Raw genomic sequence first — 15,212 nt, 5'->3', positions numbered from 1 at the left:
GCAGGCTGTTCCGGACGGCATGGCTGCTGTGCGGTGACCCGCATCGCGCCGAGGACGTGGTCCAGGCCGCCCTCACCCGGTTGTACGTCGCCTGGCCGCGTGTGCAGCGCGCGGACTCCGTCGACGCCTACGTGCGGCGCGCGGTGGTCAACGCGCATCTCGACGAGCGCCGGCGACCCTGGCGGCGCGAGTCGGCGGCGGGGGACGACCTGCCCGAGCGGGTGGCGCCGGAGCCGGCGGAGCACGGGGACCTGTGGGCGGCGCTGCGGGCGCTGCCGCCGGGCCAGCGCCGGGTGGTGGTGCTGCGGCACTGGTGGGGGGCTCAGCGTGGAGGAGACCGCCGCCGACCTCGGCATCAGCCCAGGGACCGTGAAGAGCCAGACGTCCGCCGCCCTCGCGGCGCTGCGGACCAGCCTGCAAGGAGAGAACGCATGATCGAGATCGAGGAGCGGCTCGCCGCGCTCGCCCAGGACGCGCCGCTGCCCGGTGGAGCAGTCGCCGACGACGTACGACGGGGCCGGCAGCGGCTGCGGGCGCGGCGCCTCGCCGTCACCGGCGGAGTGGTCGCGGCGGCGGTGGTCGCCGGGCTCGCCTGGAGCGGTCCGGCAAGCGAGCCGGCCGACCGGCAGGCCGTCGAGCCGCCCCCGGCCACGAAGCCGGCGCTCGCGGCCGTGGTCGACGGACTGACCCGTGCCGCCGACGACGACGGCGACGGGTCGGTGGACGCGAGCGAGATGATCGCGCTGGCCCAGCGCAGCCAGCCCGGCCGCAAGGGCGGGACGGTGTTCCGCTTCGACACCGGCACGCAGTGGGCGACGGTGGTCGGCAGGCCCTGCCCGCCCGGCTGGACCTGCGGTCCGGCGACGCTGCCGGGTGCGGACCGCGCGGCCGTCGCGGTGTCGCGGGACTTCACCCAGGTCGCCGCCGCGTACGGCGACGACGTCTACGTGATCACCCTGCTCGAACGGGACTCGCTCACCCTGGAGCAGGTACGCCGCGCCGTGCTCGCCTACGTGGTGCCACGCTCCTGACCCGAATCCGATTGCGCCGGGCTGGCCCTGACCCGGGACAATGGTCGGGCTGTGAAGATCACCTACCCGCCCGGCCTGCCGGTCAGCGCCCGCCGCGACGACATCGCCGCCGCGATCCGCGACCACCAGGTCGTCATCGTCGCCGGCGAGACGGGCTCGGGGAAGACCACCCAGCTGCCGAAGATCTGCCTGGAGTCTGGGACGCGGCACACCCGACGAACGCGGCCGCCCGCGGATGATCGGCCACACCCAGCCGCGCCGGATCGCGGCCCGGTCGGTGGCGGAGCGGATCGCGGAGGAGCCTGGGGACCGAGCCTGGGGGACCTGGTCGGCTACCAGGTGCGATTCACCGACAAGACCTCGAAGCAGAGCCGGGTCAAGGCTGATGACCGACGGCATCCTGCTCGCGGAGCCTGCAGCGTGACCGGATGCTGCGCCGCTACGACACGATCATCATCGACGAGGCTCACGAGCGCAGTCTCAACATCGACTTCCTGCTGGGCTACCTGCGCCAGCCTGCTGCCCAAGCGGCCGGACCTCAAGGCTGGTCATCACCTCCGCGACCATCGACGTCGAGCGCTTCGCGAAGCACTTCGACGCGCCCGTGGTGGAGGTGAGCGGGCGGACCTACCCGGTCGAGGTGCGGTACCGGCCGCTGGTCGACCATGCGGGCCTGGCGGAGGACGACAGCGTCGACGGAGAAGGCGAGCCGATCGTCCGGGACCAGACCGAGGCGATCGTGGAGGCGGTCCAGGAGCTCGCGGCGGAGGGCCCGGGCGACGTGCTGGTGTTCCTTCCGGGGGAGCGGGAGATCCGCGACACCGCGGAGGCGCTCGCGCCGCTGGCCGAAGGCATCCGGGGCATCGACGTGCTGCCGCTGTTCTCGCGGTTGTCCGCGGCTGAGCAGCACCGGGTGTTCGCCCCCGCCCACGGCTCGCGGCGCCGGGTGGTGCTGGCGACCAATGTCGCCGAGACCTCGCTGACCGTCCCCGGCATCCGGTACGTCGTGGACACCGGCGTCGCCCGGATCTCCCGCTACTCCGCACGCACCAAGGTGCAGCGGCTCCCGATCGAGCCGATCAGCCGGGCCTCGGCCAACCAGCGCTCGGGCCGCTGCGGACGGGTCGCCGCCGGCATCGCGATCCGGCTCTACTCCGAGGAGGACTTCGAGGCGCGCCCGGAGTTCACCGACCCGGAGATCCTGCGGACCAACCTGGCGTCGGTGATCCTCCAGATGACCTCGCTGGGGCTCGGCGACATCGCCCGCTTCCCGTTCGTGGAGCCGCCGGACCGCCGCAACGTGCAGGCCGGCGTCCAGGCTGCTCGAGGAGACCCGGGGCGGTGTCGGGGAAGCAGGAGCTCACCAAGACCGGCCGCCGCCTGGCCCGGCTCCCGATCGACCCCCGGCTGGGCCGGATGCTGCTGGAGGCCGAGCAGGCTGGGCTGCGTGCGCGACGTGCTGGTCATCGTGGCCGCCCTCTCGCTGCAGGACCCGCGCGAGCGGCCCGGCGCCGAGCAGCCCAAGGAGCGCGCCCACGCCGACCAGCCTGCATGCCCGCTTCAAGGCCGAGGGCTCGGACTTCCTCACCCTGCTCAACCTGATGAACCACCTGCGCCAGCAGCAGAAGGAGGCTCTCCGGCAGCGCCTTCCGCCGGATGTGCAAGCGGGAGCACCTCAACTACGTGCGGGTGCGCGAGTGGCAGGAGCCTGGTCTCCCAGGCTGCGCCAGGTCACCAAGGAGATGGGCCTGCGGCTGGAGGCGCCCACCGACACCCCCGACGCCGACGGCATCCACCAGGCACTCCTGTCCGGCCTGCTCTCGCACGTCGGCGTGCTGGAGGAGCGGGAGAAGCCCAAGCCGGGTGCGCGCAAGGACGGCCGGCGCCCCGGCCCGCGGGAGTACCTCGGCGCGCGCGGCGCCAAGTTCGCGATCTTCCCCGGCAGCGGCCTGGCCCGGCAGAACCCGCCCTTCGTGATGGCCGGCGAGGCTGGTCGAGACCGGCCGGCTGTGGGCCCGGCAGAACGCCGCGATCCAGCCGCAGTGGGCCGAGCGGCTCGGCGCGCACCTGGTCAAGCGGACCTACTCCGAGCCGCACTGGTCGCGCAGGCGGCAGGCGGTGATGGCGAAGGAACGGGTCACCCTCTACGGCGTACCGCTCGCCAGCGACCGCTCGGTCAACTACGCGAAGATCGACCCCGAGCTCTCCCGGGAGTCTGTTCATCCGGCACGCGCTGGTCTACGGCGAGTGGGACACCCGCCACCACTTCTTCCGCGACAACCGCCGGCTGCTGGAGCAGGCCGAGGAGGCTCGAGCACCGCGCCCGTCGGCGCGACCTGGTCGTCGACGAGCACACCCTCTTCGACTTCTACGACGCGCGCGTCCCCGCGACCGCCGTCAGCGGCGCGCACTTCGACCGCTGGTGGCGCGACGAGCGCCGCAAGCAGCCCGGCCTGCTCACCTTCGACCCCGCGATGCTCACCCACGACGCGGCCGAGGAGGTCACCGAGACCGACTACCCGGAGCAGTGGTCGGTGTCCGGTGGGCTCACCTTCCCGATCAGCCTACCACTTCGAGCCGGGCGCGAAGGACGACGGGCTGACGATCGACATCCCGGTCTCCACGCTCAACCGCGTGGACGACGACGACTTCTCCTGGATCGTGCCCGGGCTGCGCGAGGAGGCTGGTGGTCGAGGCTGATCCGCGGGCTGCCGAAGCGGCTGCGGGTGAGACTTCGTGCCGGCGCCCAACACGGCGCGGGAGTTCCTGGCCGCCGTACCGCCGGGGGAGGAGGCGCTGCTGCCCGCCCTGGAGCGCTACCTGCGCTCCACGACGGGCGTGCACGTGCCGCGCGAGGAGTGGGACCTGGCCGCGCTGCCCGCGCACCTCACCCCGACCTACCGCGTGGTGGACGAGGCGGGGAAGGTGCAGGGCCGCGGCAAGTCGCTGGCCGCTCTCAAGGAGCCGCTGCAGCCACAGACTCGACCGGGCCCTTGCGGCGGTCGCCAGCGACTCCGGCGTCGCCCGCACCGGCGAGACCGACTGGGTCTTCGACGAGATCCCCGCCGCCGCGACCTGGACCCGGGCCGGGCACGAGGTCGAGGCCTTCCCCGGCCTGGTCGACGAGGGGACGACGGTGGGCCTCCAGGTCGCCGGCTCCGCCGACGAGCGCGACGCCCGGCACCGCCTCGGCGTCGTCCGGCTGCTGCTGCTCGCGCTCGGCGACGCGCCCGTCAAGGGCATCGCCGAGGGGCTGTCGAACGCCGACAAAGCTCGGCCTCTCCGGGACGCCCTACGCCGGTGTACCGGCGCTGTTGGCGGACTGCCTGCGCGCCGTCGTCGTCGACGCGGTGGACGCGCGCGAGCCCGTCCGCACCCGGGAGCAGCACGACGCCCTGCTCGCCGCCCTGCGCGGCACCGCCGCCACCGAGGTGCGCACCACGCTGGCCGAGTCTGCTGCGGGTGCTCGCCGAGTGGCGCGAGGTCGAGCGGCTGCTGAGCGGTCGCGCCGACCTGCCGCTGCTGCCGGCGCTCACCGACCTGCAGGCCCAGACTCGGGCGGCTGGTGCACGACGGCTTCGTCGGTGAGGCGGGCGCCGCCCGGCTGCGCCGCTACCGCACCTACCTGCACGCGATGCGCGAGCGTCGTACCGCGCTGGGGACCGGCGGCCCGGCCGCGCTCGCCAAGGACCGGCAGCGGCTCGACCAGCCTGCAGCCGCTGCAGGACGCCTACCTCGACCGGGTCGCGGCGCTGCCGCAGGGCCGGCCGCCGGGCGCGGGGCTGCGCGCGATCCGCTGGATGCTGGAGGAGTACCGGGTCTCGCTGTGGGCCCAGCGAACCGGTGTCGACGGACCCGTCTCCGACGTACGCCTGCGCAAGGCGTTCGACGGGCTAGCCTGAACGGATGGCCGATCGCCCCCACCACAAGCCCGTGCCGCGGGAGGCCGCCTTCTTCGACGAGCAGCAGGACGGCGTCGACCCGGCGCTGGTGACCGAGGCCGCCGAGCGGGCGGCGGTGCTCCTGGTGCGCGGCGCGCACGACAGCGCCGACGCGGGCGTCGCCGAGCGACTGGTCCACCTCGCCGACACCGAGGGCATCGAGGCGATCGCCCAGGTCTGGTCGCACGCCGCGGCCGACTCGCTCGCCGGCTGCCTGTGGCGGCTCTACCTGCTCCGGTCGTGGGTGTACGCCGACCCGGCCGGCGTCGCGCGCCAGTTCGAGGCCGGACGGGGCCGGGCGGAGTTCGCCCGGGTGGTCGCCGGGGTCGCCGACCCGCCGGGGCCCGATGAGCTTCGTCACATGGTCGACGAGGTGCTGCGGGGGATCGCCACGAGCGAGTTCGCCGACGTGCTCCTGCGCGCCGCCGCGTTCGCGCGGGTGGTGGCGGCCGGCCGCGCCGCGTCGAGCGAGGTCCCCGACGCCGACGTACGCCGGATGCTGGTCCTGGCGGAGCAGCCTGGAGGCCGCCGGTCACCTCGAGCCTGTCCCGCGGACTCGGGTGAGACCCGTACACTAGGAACCAGGAGCACGCCGGGTCGCGGCAGCCCCGGGTCCCAAAACAAGCCGCTACGAGCGGCCCTGCGCCGTGAGGCGCTCCCGGCCCGGCGTGCTCCCTCTTCCCGGGTAGGGTGACGGGGTTCCGCCGTCGGGCGGGGGAAGCGAGGGTGACGCGCGTGGCTCGGATGGGCTGGCGGACCGGTGCGGTCGTCGTCGTGGTGGCGGTGAGCGTCCTGGTCGGCATGATGGTGCTGGCCCGCGGGGCGGAGGAGGACAAGCCGCACCCCAAGCCGCCCGCGAAGCCGACGCTCACCGAGCTCGACTTCGCCGTGTGGGGCAGCAAGGAGGAGATCGCCGCCTACCAGTCGGTGGTCGACGACTACAACGCCGCCAGCAAGGACACCCGGGTCAAGGTCTCGTCCCGGCCGAGTGCGGAGTCCATGCTCGCCGACGTGCGCGCCGGCAAGGCCAAGCCCGACCTGTACCTGCTCCCGCGCTCGGAGTCTGGCCGCCACGATGGCGGAGAAGCGCAACCAGCCGCTCCTGGACCTCGTCAACGAGCGGGAGATCCCGATCGGCGACGACTTCGCCCGGGAGGCCGTCGCGGCGTTCTCGGTCGACGACGACCTGCAGTGCATGCCGTACACGGTCTCGCCGATGGTCATCTACTACAACAAGGCGCTCGTCGACTTCGACGCGATGAAGGCCCAGGACCTGCCGGTCCCGAAGCCGGACCACTCGGGGTGGAACTTCAGCGAGTTCCGGGCCGCGGCGGAGTTCGCCAGCCGGCCGCGCGCCGGCACCCGCGGGGTCTACATCGAGCCCACCCTGCGCGGCCTCGCGCCGTTCATCTACTCCGGCGGCGGCGAGGTCTTCGACGACGACACCCAGCCGACCAGTCTCGCGCTCGGCGAGGACGGCTCGACCGACGCGCTGCGCCAGACCCTGGAGTCTGCTGCGCGACCCGCGGCTGACGCTGTCGTCCAAGCAGGCTCGCCGCCCGTACGCCGCTGTCGTGGTTCAAGCGCGGCAAAGCTCGCCATGATCGCCGGCTTCCGGGGGCTGACCCCGGAGCTGCGCGCCGCCGGCATCGACTTCGACGTGATGCCGATGCCCTCGCTCGGCGCGGCCAAGACGGTCGGCGAGACCAGCGGCGTCTGCCTCGCCCCCGGGCGGCCCAGCCGCGCGGAGGCCTCGGCGAACTTCCTCAGCCTACCTCGTCGACGACGACTCGGTGCGCACCCTGGTGCAGACCGGCTACATCCAGCCGACCCGGCTCACCGTCGCACTGACCGATGCCTTCCTGCAGCCCGACCAGGCGCCCGAGCACGCCACGGTCTTCACCCAGGGCGTGCGATCCATCGTGCTGCCGCCGCTGATGACGAAGAACCACGAGCTCGCGACGCTGGTGACCCCGGACATCCGGGCGCTGGTGCTGACCCTGCCCGACGTACCGGACCTGCAGGCGGCGCTCGCGGCGATCGACGAGAAGTCGCGCTCGTTGCTCGACCCGGACTACGAGCCCTCGGAGTCCCCGTCCGGCTCGGCCACGCCCTCCGGCTCGGCGTCGCCCTCCGGCTCGGTGTCGCCCTCCGGCTCGGCCACCGACGACCGCAAGCGCGACTGACGCTTCGCGGTCTGCTCGGCCTCCAGGATCGCGCGGCTGAGCGCGGGGGCGGTGAGCCCCACCTGCCAGCCTGCGCGCGCCCAGGGCGTGCAGGCTGGTCGATGACCGCCTCCAGCAGACTCGACCGGCTCGCGGGTCGACGGCGGGGTCCACATCGTGCGGCGCAGGGTGTCGGGGGTGAGCAGGTTCTCGAGCGGGACCTGGTGCTCCTCGGCGAGCTCGCCGACGGCCGCCCGGGCGAGCTCGAGCCGCCGGGCCGCGACCGGGTCCTTGTCGGCCCAGGCGCGCGGGGCGGGCGGGCCGTCGCCGTGCGAGACCCGGGTCGGCAGGCTCCTCCTCGGGCATCTCGGCGGCGGTGCGGACCGCCGCCAGCCACTCGTTGGCGTAGCGGGAGGCGCCGCGCCCGTGGAAGCCCGGGGTGGACATGAGCGCACCGCGGCTGGCCGGCATCGCGGTGGCCGCCGCGACCAGGGCGGAGTCCGGGATCAGCCGGCCGGGCGTCACGTCGCGCTCCTGGGCGATCCGGTCGCGGGTCTCCCACAGGGAGCGCACCGCACCGAGGGTACGACGCCCACGGACCTTGTGCAGGCCCGACGTCCGCCGCCACGCGTCCACCCGGACCGTCGGCTCGAAGCCGCGCAGGTTCTCGAACTCCTGGCGCGCCCAGTCGGCCTTGCCCGCCTCGTCCAGGCCTGGGCAGCCAGCAGGTTGCGCAGGCTCCACCAGCACCTCGACGTCGAGGGCGGCGTACTCCAGCCACGGTTCGGGCAGCGGCCGGGTGGACCAGTCCACGGCGGAGTGCTCCTTGAGCAGCCTGCCGCTCCAGCAGGACCTCGACCAGGGTCGCGAGCCCGACGCGCGGGTAGTTCAGCAGCCGGCCCGCCGAACCGGTGTCGAAGAGCGCCGCGGGGCGCAGGCCGACCTCGGCCAGGCACGGCAGGTCCTGGGTGGCGGCGTGCAGGATCCACTCGCTGTCGCCGATCGCCTCGGCGAGGGGGGAGAGGTCCTCGAACGGGATCGGGTCGATCAGCCCGATGCCGGCGCCCTCGCGCTTGACCTGGATCAGGTAGGCGCGGTTGGAGTAGCGGTAGCCGGAGGCGCGCTCGGCGTCGATGGCGACCGGGCCGGAGCCCGCGGCGATCGCCGCGCAGTACGCCGCGAGCGCGTCCGGGGTGTCGATGACCGGCGGCAGCCCGCCGGCGAGGGTCAGCAGACTCGACGGGGGAGTCTCCTCCGCCTCGGTTCCCTGCTCGTCCGGCTGGTCCACCATCAGCCGGCGCCGCCCCGCTGGCCACGGCGCGACGGCATCACGGCCACCCCGTCCGGCACCGGCTCCAGGCCCCCGGCGGTGCACATCAGGCTCACCCCACGCCTCGGCGTGGGAGGACAGGTCGGCGCTGTCGACCGGCGTCCAGGACGCCCGGATCTCCAGCCTGCGCGTTGCCGGGCTCACCCTCCATCGAGCCGTAGGCTCTCGGTGGCCACCCGCGTCACGGTGCCCGACTCGGCGACGTACTCGGCCCCGTGGGCGGCGAGCGCGTCGGTCAGCCACGTCCAGCCCACGTCGGTCAGCAGCGGGTCGGTCGCCAGGTCGCTGTCGATCTCGGCGCGGCAGTAGGCCACGCAGCGGAAGGTGCCGGCCCACGCGTCGTTGCCGGCGGGGTCGTGCAGCACCACCAGGCGCCCGGTCGCGACCTCCTCGTCGTCGACGGTGACGTCGGCCGACAGGGCGGTGGCGTACGGCGCGATGCGCTGCGGCGCGGGCATCTCCTCGCAGAAGACCTCCGGGCGGAAGGTCGCCGCGCGCAGGCTGTCCACTGCCTGGGTGAACTCCCGCGGGGTCCCGGCAGCGCCGGACCCCGGGTGCGTCTCTTGCCGAGCGACCATGAGGTCACCCTAGGCCTGCGAGGGCGGATCGATGTGCGTCCCACGCCGGTCACCTGAGACCCTTGCTCCGTGACGACCGCGCCCGCCGACTCCTCCCTCAGCAACAGCGCCTTCCTGAAGGCCGCTCGCGGGGAGGCCGTGCCGCACACGCCCGTTTGGTTCATGCGCCAGGCGGGCCGCTCGCTGCCGGAGTACCTCAAGGTGCGCGAGGGCGTCGGCATGCTCGAGTCCTGCATGAACGCCGAGTCGATCACCGAGATCACGCTCCAGCCCGTGCGCCGTTACGGCGTGGACGCGGCGATCTTCTTCTCCGACATCGTGCTGCCGCTCAAGGCCGTCGGGGTCGACCTCGACATCGTGCCCGGTGTCGGTCCGGTGGTCGCGAACCCGGTCCGCACGCTCGACGACGTCGCCGCGATCCCGGACCTGACCCCGGAGCAGATCCCGTTCATCACCGAGGCGGTCCGAGCGCTGACCGGTGAGACTCGCCGGGATCAACGGGGGCACCCCGCTGATCGGGTTCGCGGGCGCGCCGTTCACCGTGGCGTCGTACCTCGTCGAGGGCGGGCCGTCGAAGGAGCACGCCAAGACCAAGGCGCTGATGTTCGGCGCGCCGGAGGTCTGGGACGCGCTGATGAGGAAGATCGCCGACATCGCGGCGGTCTTCCTGGAGACCCAGGTGGCGGCGGGCGCGTCCGCGATCCAGGCTCTTCGACTCCTGGGCCGGCGCGCTCACGCCCGCCGACTACGTCCGACACGTCCAACAGCACTCCGCCCGGGTGCTCGCCCGTGTCGGCGAGCCTGGGTGTGCCGAGGATCCACTTCGGCGTCGGTACGACGAACCTGCTCGACCTGATGGGGGAGGCCGGTGCCGACGTGGTCGGCGTCGACTGGCGCACCCCGCTGGACCGGGCGATCCCGGTCGTCGGCGACCGCGCCGTGCAGGGGAACCTCGACCCGACCCTCGTCTTCGCGCCGACCGAGGTGATGACCGCCCGCGCCGCCGAGGTGATCGAGGCCGGCCGGGCCGCCCGTGGGCACGTGTTCAACCTGGGCCACGGGGTGATCCCGAGCACCGACCCCGATCAGGCTCGCGCGGCTGACGGAGTTCGTGCAGACCTACCCGCTGGGCTGAGTCGCGGGCTCCACAGGGAGCCCACAGCCGCCCGACAGGGCGGTCCCACAGACGGCTCCGACACTGGGGCCATGGACGAGAAGAACCCCACTCCCGAGACCGAGCCGCTGCGTGCCGGTGCCTCCGGCAACCGCTGGGAGCAGCCCGAGGACACCGCGGCCGAGACGCCCGCCCCACCTGCGGCCCCCGCCGACGTACCCCCGCCGCCGGAGACCGGCGCCTACCCGGTCCTCGCCGCGCCCGTCGCGAAGCGGCGCCGGGCCCGGGCGGCCGCTGCCGTCGCGGCCGCCGCGGTCGTCGCCGGGGTGGCCGGCGCGGGCGGCTTCGCGATCGGCCACGTCACGGCCGGGGACGATGCCCAGAGCACCGGGCAGGACGCCGGACAGGACGGCGGGCGCTTCGGCGACCACCGGTTCGGCGACGGCGACCGGCCCGCGCCGCCGGGTGGTCAGCAGGGCGGCGTGCTCCCCGGCCAGCAGCAGGACCAGCAGCAGGACCAGCAGGCGCCCGACCAGGGCTCTGGCGCGGCGACCTCATGACCACGGCCGCGCCCGGCTGGGCTCCCGCGACCGGCCTGCCGGCCCGGCCCCGCGCGGCGAGCCTCGATGCCGGGATCCGGCTCGGCGCGGGGCTCGCCCTGTGGGCGGGCCTGCTGCTCGTCACCTACTGGTGGGTCGCCGACGGCGGCCTGTCCGCCCTCAACAGCGCCGGTGCCCTGCTCACCGGGCTGGGCCAGGCTCTCCGGCCTCGCCGGCTCGGTCCTGCTGCTCGCGCAGGTGGTGCTGATGGCCCGGGTGCCGGTCCTGGAGCGGGCCTTCGGCCAGGACCGGCTCACCGCGCTGCACCGGACGGTCGGCTTCACCTCGTTCAACCTGGTGCTGGTGCACGTCCTCACCGTCACGTGGGGGTACGCCGCGGGCTCGCTCGCCGCCGTGCCGCGCACCGCGTGGAGGCTGACCTGGGACGAGCCGGGCATGCTGCTGGCGCTCGCGGGCCTCGTCTGCCTGGTTCTCGTCGTGGTGACCAGCGTGCGGGCGGCCCGGCGCCGGCTGCGCTACGCCTCCTGGCACCTGATGCACCTCTACGCCTACCTCGGCGTCGGGCTGGCCCTGCCGCACCAGGCTCTGGACCGGTCAGCAGGCTCGCGACCTCTGCCTCGCGCACCGTCTTCTGGTGGGGCGCGTGGGGGCTCGCGGTGGCCGCCGTGCTGCTCTGGCGGGTCGGGCTGCCGGTGCTCGTCAACGTCCGGCACCGGTTGCGGGTCACCTCGGTCGCCGTCGAGGCGCCCGGCGTCTGGTCGGTCTACCTGACCGGCCGCCGCCTGGACAAGCCTGCGGATCGAGCCGGGCCAGTTCCTCGGCTGGCGCTTCCTCGGCGTGCCGGGGCAGTCGCGCTCCCACCCGTACTCCCTCTCCGCCGCCCCCGACGGCCGCTCCCTGCGGATCACCGTCGCCGGCGCCGGTGTCGACAGCCGCGCGGTCGCCGGGCTGCGGCCAGGCACGCGCGCCCTCGTGGAGGGGCCCTACGGCCGGCTCACCCCGCGCGCCCGGGTGGCCCGCCGGGTCGCCTTCCTCGGCGCGGGCGTCGGTGTCACGCCGCTGCGCGCCCTGCTGGAGGGCATGGCCTACGCGCCCGGCGAGGCGGTGTACGTCGAGCGCCACCAGCAGCACCCCCTCTTCGCCGCCGAGGTCGACCGGATCGCCCGCGAGCGCGGCGTCCAGGTGCTCCGGCTGCCCGGCCCGCGCCGTGCCGACGACTCCTGGCTGCCGCACCTGTCCGCCCCGGTGGACGACGTGAGCGCGCTCCGCGGCTGGATCCCCGACATCGCCGAGCGCGACGTCTACCTCTGCGGGCCTCCGGGCTGGACCGCCCTGGTCCGTTCCGCTGCCGTCGCAGCCGGCGTCCCCGACGACCAGCCTGCACATCGAGACCTTCGAGTGGTGACCTCCATGCGCCGTATCGCCCTCTGGGCCGCCAGCACCGTCTCGGTGCTCGTGCTGCTCCTCGGCTACCACACCTCGACCAGCGGCCCGAGCGACCTCGCCGCCGGTGACCGTACGACGGTCGCGGGCTCGCTCCCGGTCGCCGGGAGCGGAACGACGGGCTCCTCCGGCTCGACCGGCTCCTCCGGGTCCTCCGGCTCCTCCGGCTCCTCCGGCTCGTCCGTCACGGGAGACAGCGTGGACACCCGCTGGGGCCCGGTCCAGGTCGCGCTCACCGTGTCCGGTGGGAGGATCACCGCGGTGGACGTGCCGGTCTACCCCTCGGGCAACGGGCGGGACCTGGAGATCAACTCCTCCGCCCTGCCGATCCTGGTCCAGGAGACGCTGGACGCGCAGAGCGCCTCGATCGACATGGTCAGCGGCGCGACGGTGACCAGCGAGGGCTACCGCGAGTCCCTGCAGAGCGCGCTCGACGCGGCGGGCCTGTGACCACCCGCCGCCGCGCCGTGGAGGTGATGGGCACCGTCGTCAGCCTGGCCGTCCGCGGCCCGGTGACCGACGACGCGCTCGACGCCGCCTGGGCGGAGGCGGTCGCCGGGCTGCGCCGGGCCGACGAGGTGTTCAGCACCTACCGGCCGGACTCGGTGATCAACCGCTGGGGGAGGGGCGAGCCTGGCGCTCGCGGACGCTCCGCCCGAGGTGGCCGAGGTGCTCGCCCTGGCCGAGGACGCGCGGCTCGCCTCCGGCGGTGCCTTCGACATCGCCGCCGTCCGGTCGTCGTACGGCGGCGGGCCGGACCCGTCCGGGGTGGTGAAGGGCTGGGCGGTGGCCCGGGCGGCCGCGGTCCTCGACGCCCTCCCGGGCATCGACTACTGCCTGTCCGCCGGGGGCGACCTGGTCGGCCGGACCCGGGTGCCGGGGGCGGCGCCGTGGCGGATCGGCATCGAGGACCCGCGGGACGTGACGCGGGTGCTGGCCGTCGTACCGGTGGGGGAGGGGGCGGTCGCGACGTCGGGCACGGTGCACCGCGGCCCGCACATCCTCGACCCGCGCACCGGACGGCCCGCGACGGCGCTGCGCCAGGTGAGCGTGCTCGCGCCGGACGTGGTGAGTGCGGACATCGAGGCGACCACCGCCTTCGTGCTCGGCGCGGACGCCGCCGGGTGGCTGGCCGCGCGCGGGCGGACCGCGCTCCTCGTCGACGCGGCAGGCGCTACTTCTTGGGTGCGGCCTTCTTCGCCGGCGCCTTCTTCTTGGGCGCGGCCTTCCTCGCCGGCGGCTCGTCCGGCACCTTGCCCTTGAGGCCCACCCGGGTGCTGCCGCCGCTGCCGGCCGTCGTCAGATAGGCCTGCGCCTCGACCAGCGGCAGCAGCCGCGGGAAGCCGTAGAGCCGCGGGTCGAAGGCCGGGCTCGCCGTGCGCAGGTAGTTGCTCAGCGTCCCCAGCGGGATCCACCCCTCGTCGTCGGAGGCGTTGTTGACGGCGCGGGTGAGCAGGCTCTGCAGGTTCGGCAGGGTGGCCGGCTCGGCGGTGCGCTCGTCGTCGGTCCCGGCGGACTCCTCGGGGGAGGGGTCGAGCAGACTCGAGCCGGATGAACCGGTCGCACGCCTCCTGCAGCGCGATCGGGGTGTTGGAGCGCCCGACGGCGTACACCGTCTTGCCGGACTCGCGCAGCCGCGTCGCCAGCCGGGTGAAGTCGCTGTCGCTGGACACGATCGCGAAGGCGTCGACGTTGCCGGAGTAGAGCAGGTCCATCGCGTCGATGATCAGCGCCGAGTCGGTGGAGTTCTTGCCGACGGTGTAGGCGAAGGTCTGCTCCGGGCTGATCGCGTGCCGGTTGAGCTTGGCCTTCCAGCCGCGCAGCCCGTCGGCGGTCCAGTCGCCGTAGGCACGCTTGACGGTCGGCCGGCCGTACTTCGCCAGGCTCGGCGAGCAGGTCGCCGACGTAGCGGTGGGAGGTGTTGTCGGCGTCGATGAGCACGGCGAGGCGGTCGGTCACCGCCCCATTCTCACCGACGTCGCTCAGGACGCCGCGCTGGCGCTGGTCCCCGCGGTCGAGGCGCGGTACTCCGCGGCGCGCGCGGCCAGCGCGTTCTGCGTACTCGCGCACGGGGAGCGGCTGCTGCAGCGTCTTGCGCTGGCGCAGGCTGCAGGGTGACGAAGGTCTGGTTGCCGGCGATCGGGCGGGACTCGATCATCCCGACCCGGTGCAGCGGGCAGCCGATGACGGAGTAGTCGGGCAGGATCGTCACGCCGACGCCCTCGGCGACCAGGGCCTTGCCCATCTCCGCGCCGTCGGTGCTGTGGGCGGCGGGCGGCACCTCGGGCCCGAAGGCGCGATGGACGTAGCGGTGCATGACGTAGCCGGCGCGCATCATCACGAAGCGCTCCAGGCGCAGGCTCGTCGATCGTCACCTGCGGGCGGGCGGTGAGCGCGTGGCCCGCCGGCAGCACGGCCACCGGCCGGCCGTGCAGGAGGTCGGTCCCGTCGAGGCCGATCGGCGCGTCGTCCCCGTCGAGCACGTTGACGAGGCCGAGGTCGAGGGTGCCCTCGGCGAGCCTGCTCGTCGATCTGCGCCTGCTGGAGGGTGAGCACCTCGACGGTGGTGCCGGGGTGCCGCTCCTGGAAGTTGCGCACGGCGGGCACGAGCAGGGTCGAGGTCGCGGCGTGCACGGTGCCGACCCGGATCACCCGGGTGTCGACGCGCTGGTCGCCCGCGGCGGTGCGCAGCCGGTCGACGGCGGCGAGCACCTCGGTCATGTAGGGCAGCAGACTCACGGCCCTCGCGGCTGATCCGGGCGCCGGAGCGGCGCCGGTCGAGCAGGGTGACCCGGAGCTCGCGCTCGAGCCTTGGTGATCGCCTCGCTCAGGGCGGGCTGGGACAGGTGCAGGCTTTCTCGCTGGCGCGGCGGAGCGAGCCGTGCTGCGTCACCGCGGCGAGGTACTCCAGGCTGTTCGATCCGCATGTCGTGCTCCTGATTCCTGGCCCTGAGTGCTCCGGCCGATACCGCGATCGGCGAATCCTGCCGCGGCAGGGGTTGTCGCTCCCGCTAAGTCAAGTAAGTCTGTAGACAAACAGTAACACGAAC

Annotated in this window: 16 protein-coding genes and 7 pseudogenes; 15 read left to right on the top strand and 8 right to left on the bottom strand. The window is 74.2% G+C overall.

Going from position 1 to position 15,212, the window contains the following annotated elements:
* The first annotated feature begins 56 nt into the window (after positions 1 to 56).
* The 9 genes and pseudogenes from G5V59_RS15260 (at position 57) to G5V59_RS15215 (ending at position 6,505) form a co-directional block, all read left to right on the top strand.
* Positions 57 to 1,031 (top strand): hypothetical protein, encoded by a 975-nt coding sequence (locus G5V59_RS15260; protein WP_278257000.1) that lies wholly within the window; start codon positions 57 to 59, stop codon positions 1,029 to 1,031.
* A gap of 51 nt (positions 1,032 to 1,082) precedes the next feature.
* Complete coding sequence (locus G5V59_RS15255) at positions 1,083 to 1,934, top strand: hypothetical protein (protein ID WP_278256999.1); 852 nt, start codon at positions 1,083 to 1,085, stop codon at positions 1,932 to 1,934.
* Complete coding sequence (locus G5V59_RS36755) at positions 1,819 to 3,153, top strand: helicase-related protein (protein WP_341351220.1); 1,335 nt, start codon at positions 1,819 to 1,821, stop codon at positions 3,151 to 3,153. Before G5V59_RS15255 ends, G5V59_RS36755 begins: the two co-directional genes overlap by 116 nt.
* Positions 3,154 to 3,367: 214 nt before the next feature.
* Positions 3,368 to 3,535: pseudogene (locus G5V59_RS15240) on the top strand (DUF3418 domain-containing protein); the annotation flags it as partial.
* A gap of 37 nt (positions 3,536 to 3,572) precedes the next feature.
* Positions 3,573 to 3,956, top strand: a pseudogene (locus G5V59_RS15235) (DUF3418 domain-containing protein); the annotation flags it as partial.
* Positions 3,957 to 4,053: 97 nt separating this feature from the next.
* A pseudogene (locus G5V59_RS15230) lies at positions 4,054 to 4,245 on the top strand (DUF3418 domain-containing protein); the annotation flags it as partial.
* 79 nt (positions 4,246 to 4,324) lie between these two features.
* Positions 4,325 to 4,933 (top strand): annotated as a pseudogene (locus tag G5V59_RS15225) (DUF3418 domain-containing protein); the annotation flags it as partial.
* Between the two features lie 4 nt (positions 4,934 to 4,937).
* Positions 4,938 to 5,666 (top strand): hypothetical protein, encoded by a 729-nt coding sequence (locus tag G5V59_RS15220; protein WP_278256998.1) that lies wholly within the window; start codon positions 4,938 to 4,940, stop codon positions 5,664 to 5,666.
* 50 nt (positions 5,667 to 5,716) lie between these two features.
* Positions 5,717 to 6,505 carry a hypothetical protein gene (locus tag G5V59_RS15215; RefSeq protein ID WP_278256997.1) on the top strand — a complete coding sequence of 263 codons (789 nt, stop codon included), beginning with the start codon at positions 5,717 to 5,719 and terminating at the stop codon, positions 6,503 to 6,505.
* A gap of 541 nt (positions 6,506 to 7,046) precedes the next feature.
* On the opposite strand, the gene G5V59_RS15210 is transcribed toward G5V59_RS15215, so the two are convergent.
* The 4 genes and pseudogenes from G5V59_RS15210 to G5V59_RS15195 all read right to left on the bottom strand — a co-directional run bounded on the left by G5V59_RS15210 (position 7,047) and on the right by G5V59_RS15195 (position 9,045).
* Positions 7,047 to 7,592: a hypothetical protein gene (locus G5V59_RS15210; protein ID WP_278259865.1), complete on the bottom strand. Its 546-nt coding sequence runs from the start codon at positions 7,590 to 7,592 to the stop codon at positions 7,047 to 7,049.
* Positions 7,579 to 7,950: pseudogene (locus tag G5V59_RS36750) on the bottom strand (HRDC domain-containing protein); the annotation flags it as partial. The gene G5V59_RS15210 and the pseudogene G5V59_RS36750, both read right to left, overlap by 14 nt.
* 82 nt (positions 7,951 to 8,032) lie before the next feature.
* Positions 8,033 to 8,428 (bottom strand): annotated as a pseudogene (locus tag G5V59_RS15200) (ribonuclease D); the annotation flags it as partial.
* Positions 8,429 to 8,607: 179 nt separating this feature from the next.
* Positions 8,608 to 9,045, bottom strand: a complete 438-nt coding sequence (locus G5V59_RS15195; protein ID WP_278256996.1) for a DUF3000 family protein — start codon at positions 9,043 to 9,045, stop codon at positions 8,608 to 8,610.
* 69 nt (positions 9,046 to 9,114) lie between these two features.
* Here G5V59_RS15195 and G5V59_RS15190 point away from each other — a divergent pair.
* The 6 genes and pseudogenes from G5V59_RS15190 to G5V59_RS15165 all read left to right on the top strand — a co-directional run.
* Positions 9,115 to 9,468, top strand: a pseudogene (locus tag G5V59_RS15190) (uroporphyrinogen decarboxylase family protein); the annotation flags it as partial.
* A 55-nt stretch (positions 9,469 to 9,523) separates the two neighbouring features.
* Positions 9,524 to 9,901 carry a uroporphyrinogen decarboxylase family protein gene (locus tag G5V59_RS15185; RefSeq protein WP_341351219.1) on the top strand — a complete coding sequence of 126 codons (378 nt, stop codon included), beginning with the start codon at positions 9,524 to 9,526 and terminating at the stop codon, positions 9,899 to 9,901.
* Positions 9,901 to 10,719, top strand: coding sequence for a uroporphyrinogen decarboxylase family protein (locus G5V59_RS15180; protein WP_278259863.1), 819 nt, complete (start codon positions 9,901 to 9,903; stop codon positions 10,717 to 10,719). The genes G5V59_RS15185 and G5V59_RS15180 overlap by 1 nt, the downstream gene beginning before the upstream one ends.
* Positions 10,716 to 12,233: a hypothetical protein gene (locus G5V59_RS15175; RefSeq protein ID WP_278256995.1), complete on the top strand. Its 1,518-nt coding sequence runs from the start codon at positions 10,716 to 10,718 to the stop codon at positions 12,231 to 12,233. Before G5V59_RS15180 ends, G5V59_RS15175 begins: the two co-directional genes overlap by 4 nt.
* The gene (locus tag G5V59_RS15170; RefSeq protein ID WP_278256994.1) at positions 12,169 to 12,612 is read left to right on the top strand and encodes an FMN-binding protein; all 444 of its coding nucleotides are present in this window, start codon (positions 12,169 to 12,171) and stop codon (positions 12,610 to 12,612) included. Before G5V59_RS15175 ends, G5V59_RS15170 begins: the two co-directional genes overlap by 65 nt.
* Positions 12,613 to 12,638: 26 nt before the next feature.
* Positions 12,639 to 13,469: a hypothetical protein gene (locus tag G5V59_RS15165; RefSeq protein ID WP_278256993.1), complete on the top strand. Its 831-nt coding sequence runs from the start codon at positions 12,639 to 12,641 to the stop codon at positions 13,467 to 13,469.
* Between the two features lie 85 nt (positions 13,470 to 13,554).
* Here the strand turns inward: G5V59_RS15165 and G5V59_RS15160 are convergent, their stop codons facing one another.
* Genes G5V59_RS15160 through G5V59_RS15145 form a run of 4 tightly spaced genes read right to left on the bottom strand, consistent with a single transcriptional unit; the run spans position 13,555 to position 15,089 of the window.
* Positions 13,555 to 14,121: a hypothetical protein gene (locus G5V59_RS15160; RefSeq protein WP_278256992.1), complete on the bottom strand. Its 567-nt coding sequence runs from the start codon at positions 14,119 to 14,121 to the stop codon at positions 13,555 to 13,557.
* Positions 14,122 to 14,131: 10 nt separating this feature from the next.
* Complete coding sequence (locus G5V59_RS15155; protein WP_341350951.1) at positions 14,132 to 14,503, bottom strand: hypothetical protein; 372 nt, start codon at positions 14,501 to 14,503, stop codon at positions 14,132 to 14,134.
* On the bottom strand, positions 14,500 to 14,901 hold the full coding sequence (locus G5V59_RS15150; RefSeq protein ID WP_278256991.1) for a LysR substrate-binding domain-containing protein: 402 nt from the start codon (positions 14,899 to 14,901) through the stop codon (positions 14,500 to 14,502). The genes G5V59_RS15155 and G5V59_RS15150 overlap by 4 nt, the downstream gene beginning before the upstream one ends.
* Entirely contained in the window at positions 14,898 to 15,089 is a 192-nt protein-coding gene (locus G5V59_RS15145; protein ID WP_278256990.1) for a hypothetical protein, read from the bottom strand. The genes G5V59_RS15150 and G5V59_RS15145 overlap by 4 nt, the downstream gene beginning before the upstream one ends.
* Between the last annotated feature and the right edge of the window lie 123 nt (positions 15,090 to 15,212).

The organism is Nocardioides convexus, assembly GCF_011090295.1.
This window is presented reverse-complemented; position numbering and strand designations above follow the sequence as displayed.

What these genes read in the sequence shown, in the direction of transcription:
- G5V59_RS15220 (WP_278256998.1), top strand. Translation starts at nt 4,938, where the DNA reads ATGGCCGATCGCCCCCACCACAAGCCCGTGCCGCGGGAGGCCGCCTTC.
- G5V59_RS15195 (WP_278256996.1), bottom strand. Translation starts at nt 9,045, where the DNA reads ATGGTCGCTCGGCAAGAGACGCACCCGGGGTCCGGCGCTGCCGGGACC.
- G5V59_RS15165 (WP_278256993.1), top strand. Translation starts at nt 12,639, where the DNA reads ATGGGCACCGTCGTCAGCCTGGCCGTCCGCGGCCCGGTGACCGACGAC.
- G5V59_RS15180 (WP_278259863.1), top strand. Translation starts at nt 9,901, where the DNA reads ATGGGGGAGGCCGGTGCCGACGTGGTCGGCGTCGACTGGCGCACCCCG.
- G5V59_RS15215 (WP_278256997.1), top strand. Translation starts at nt 5,717, where the DNA reads ATGGGCTGGCGGACCGGTGCGGTCGTCGTCGTGGTGGCGGTGAGCGTC.
- G5V59_RS15175 (WP_278256995.1), top strand. Translation starts at nt 10,716, where the DNA reads ATGACCACGGCCGCGCCCGGCTGGGCTCCCGCGACCGGCCTGCCGGCC.
- G5V59_RS15145 (WP_278256990.1), bottom strand. Translation starts at nt 15,089, where the DNA reads ATGCGGATCGAACAGCCTGGAGTACCTCGCCGCGGTGACGCAGCACGG.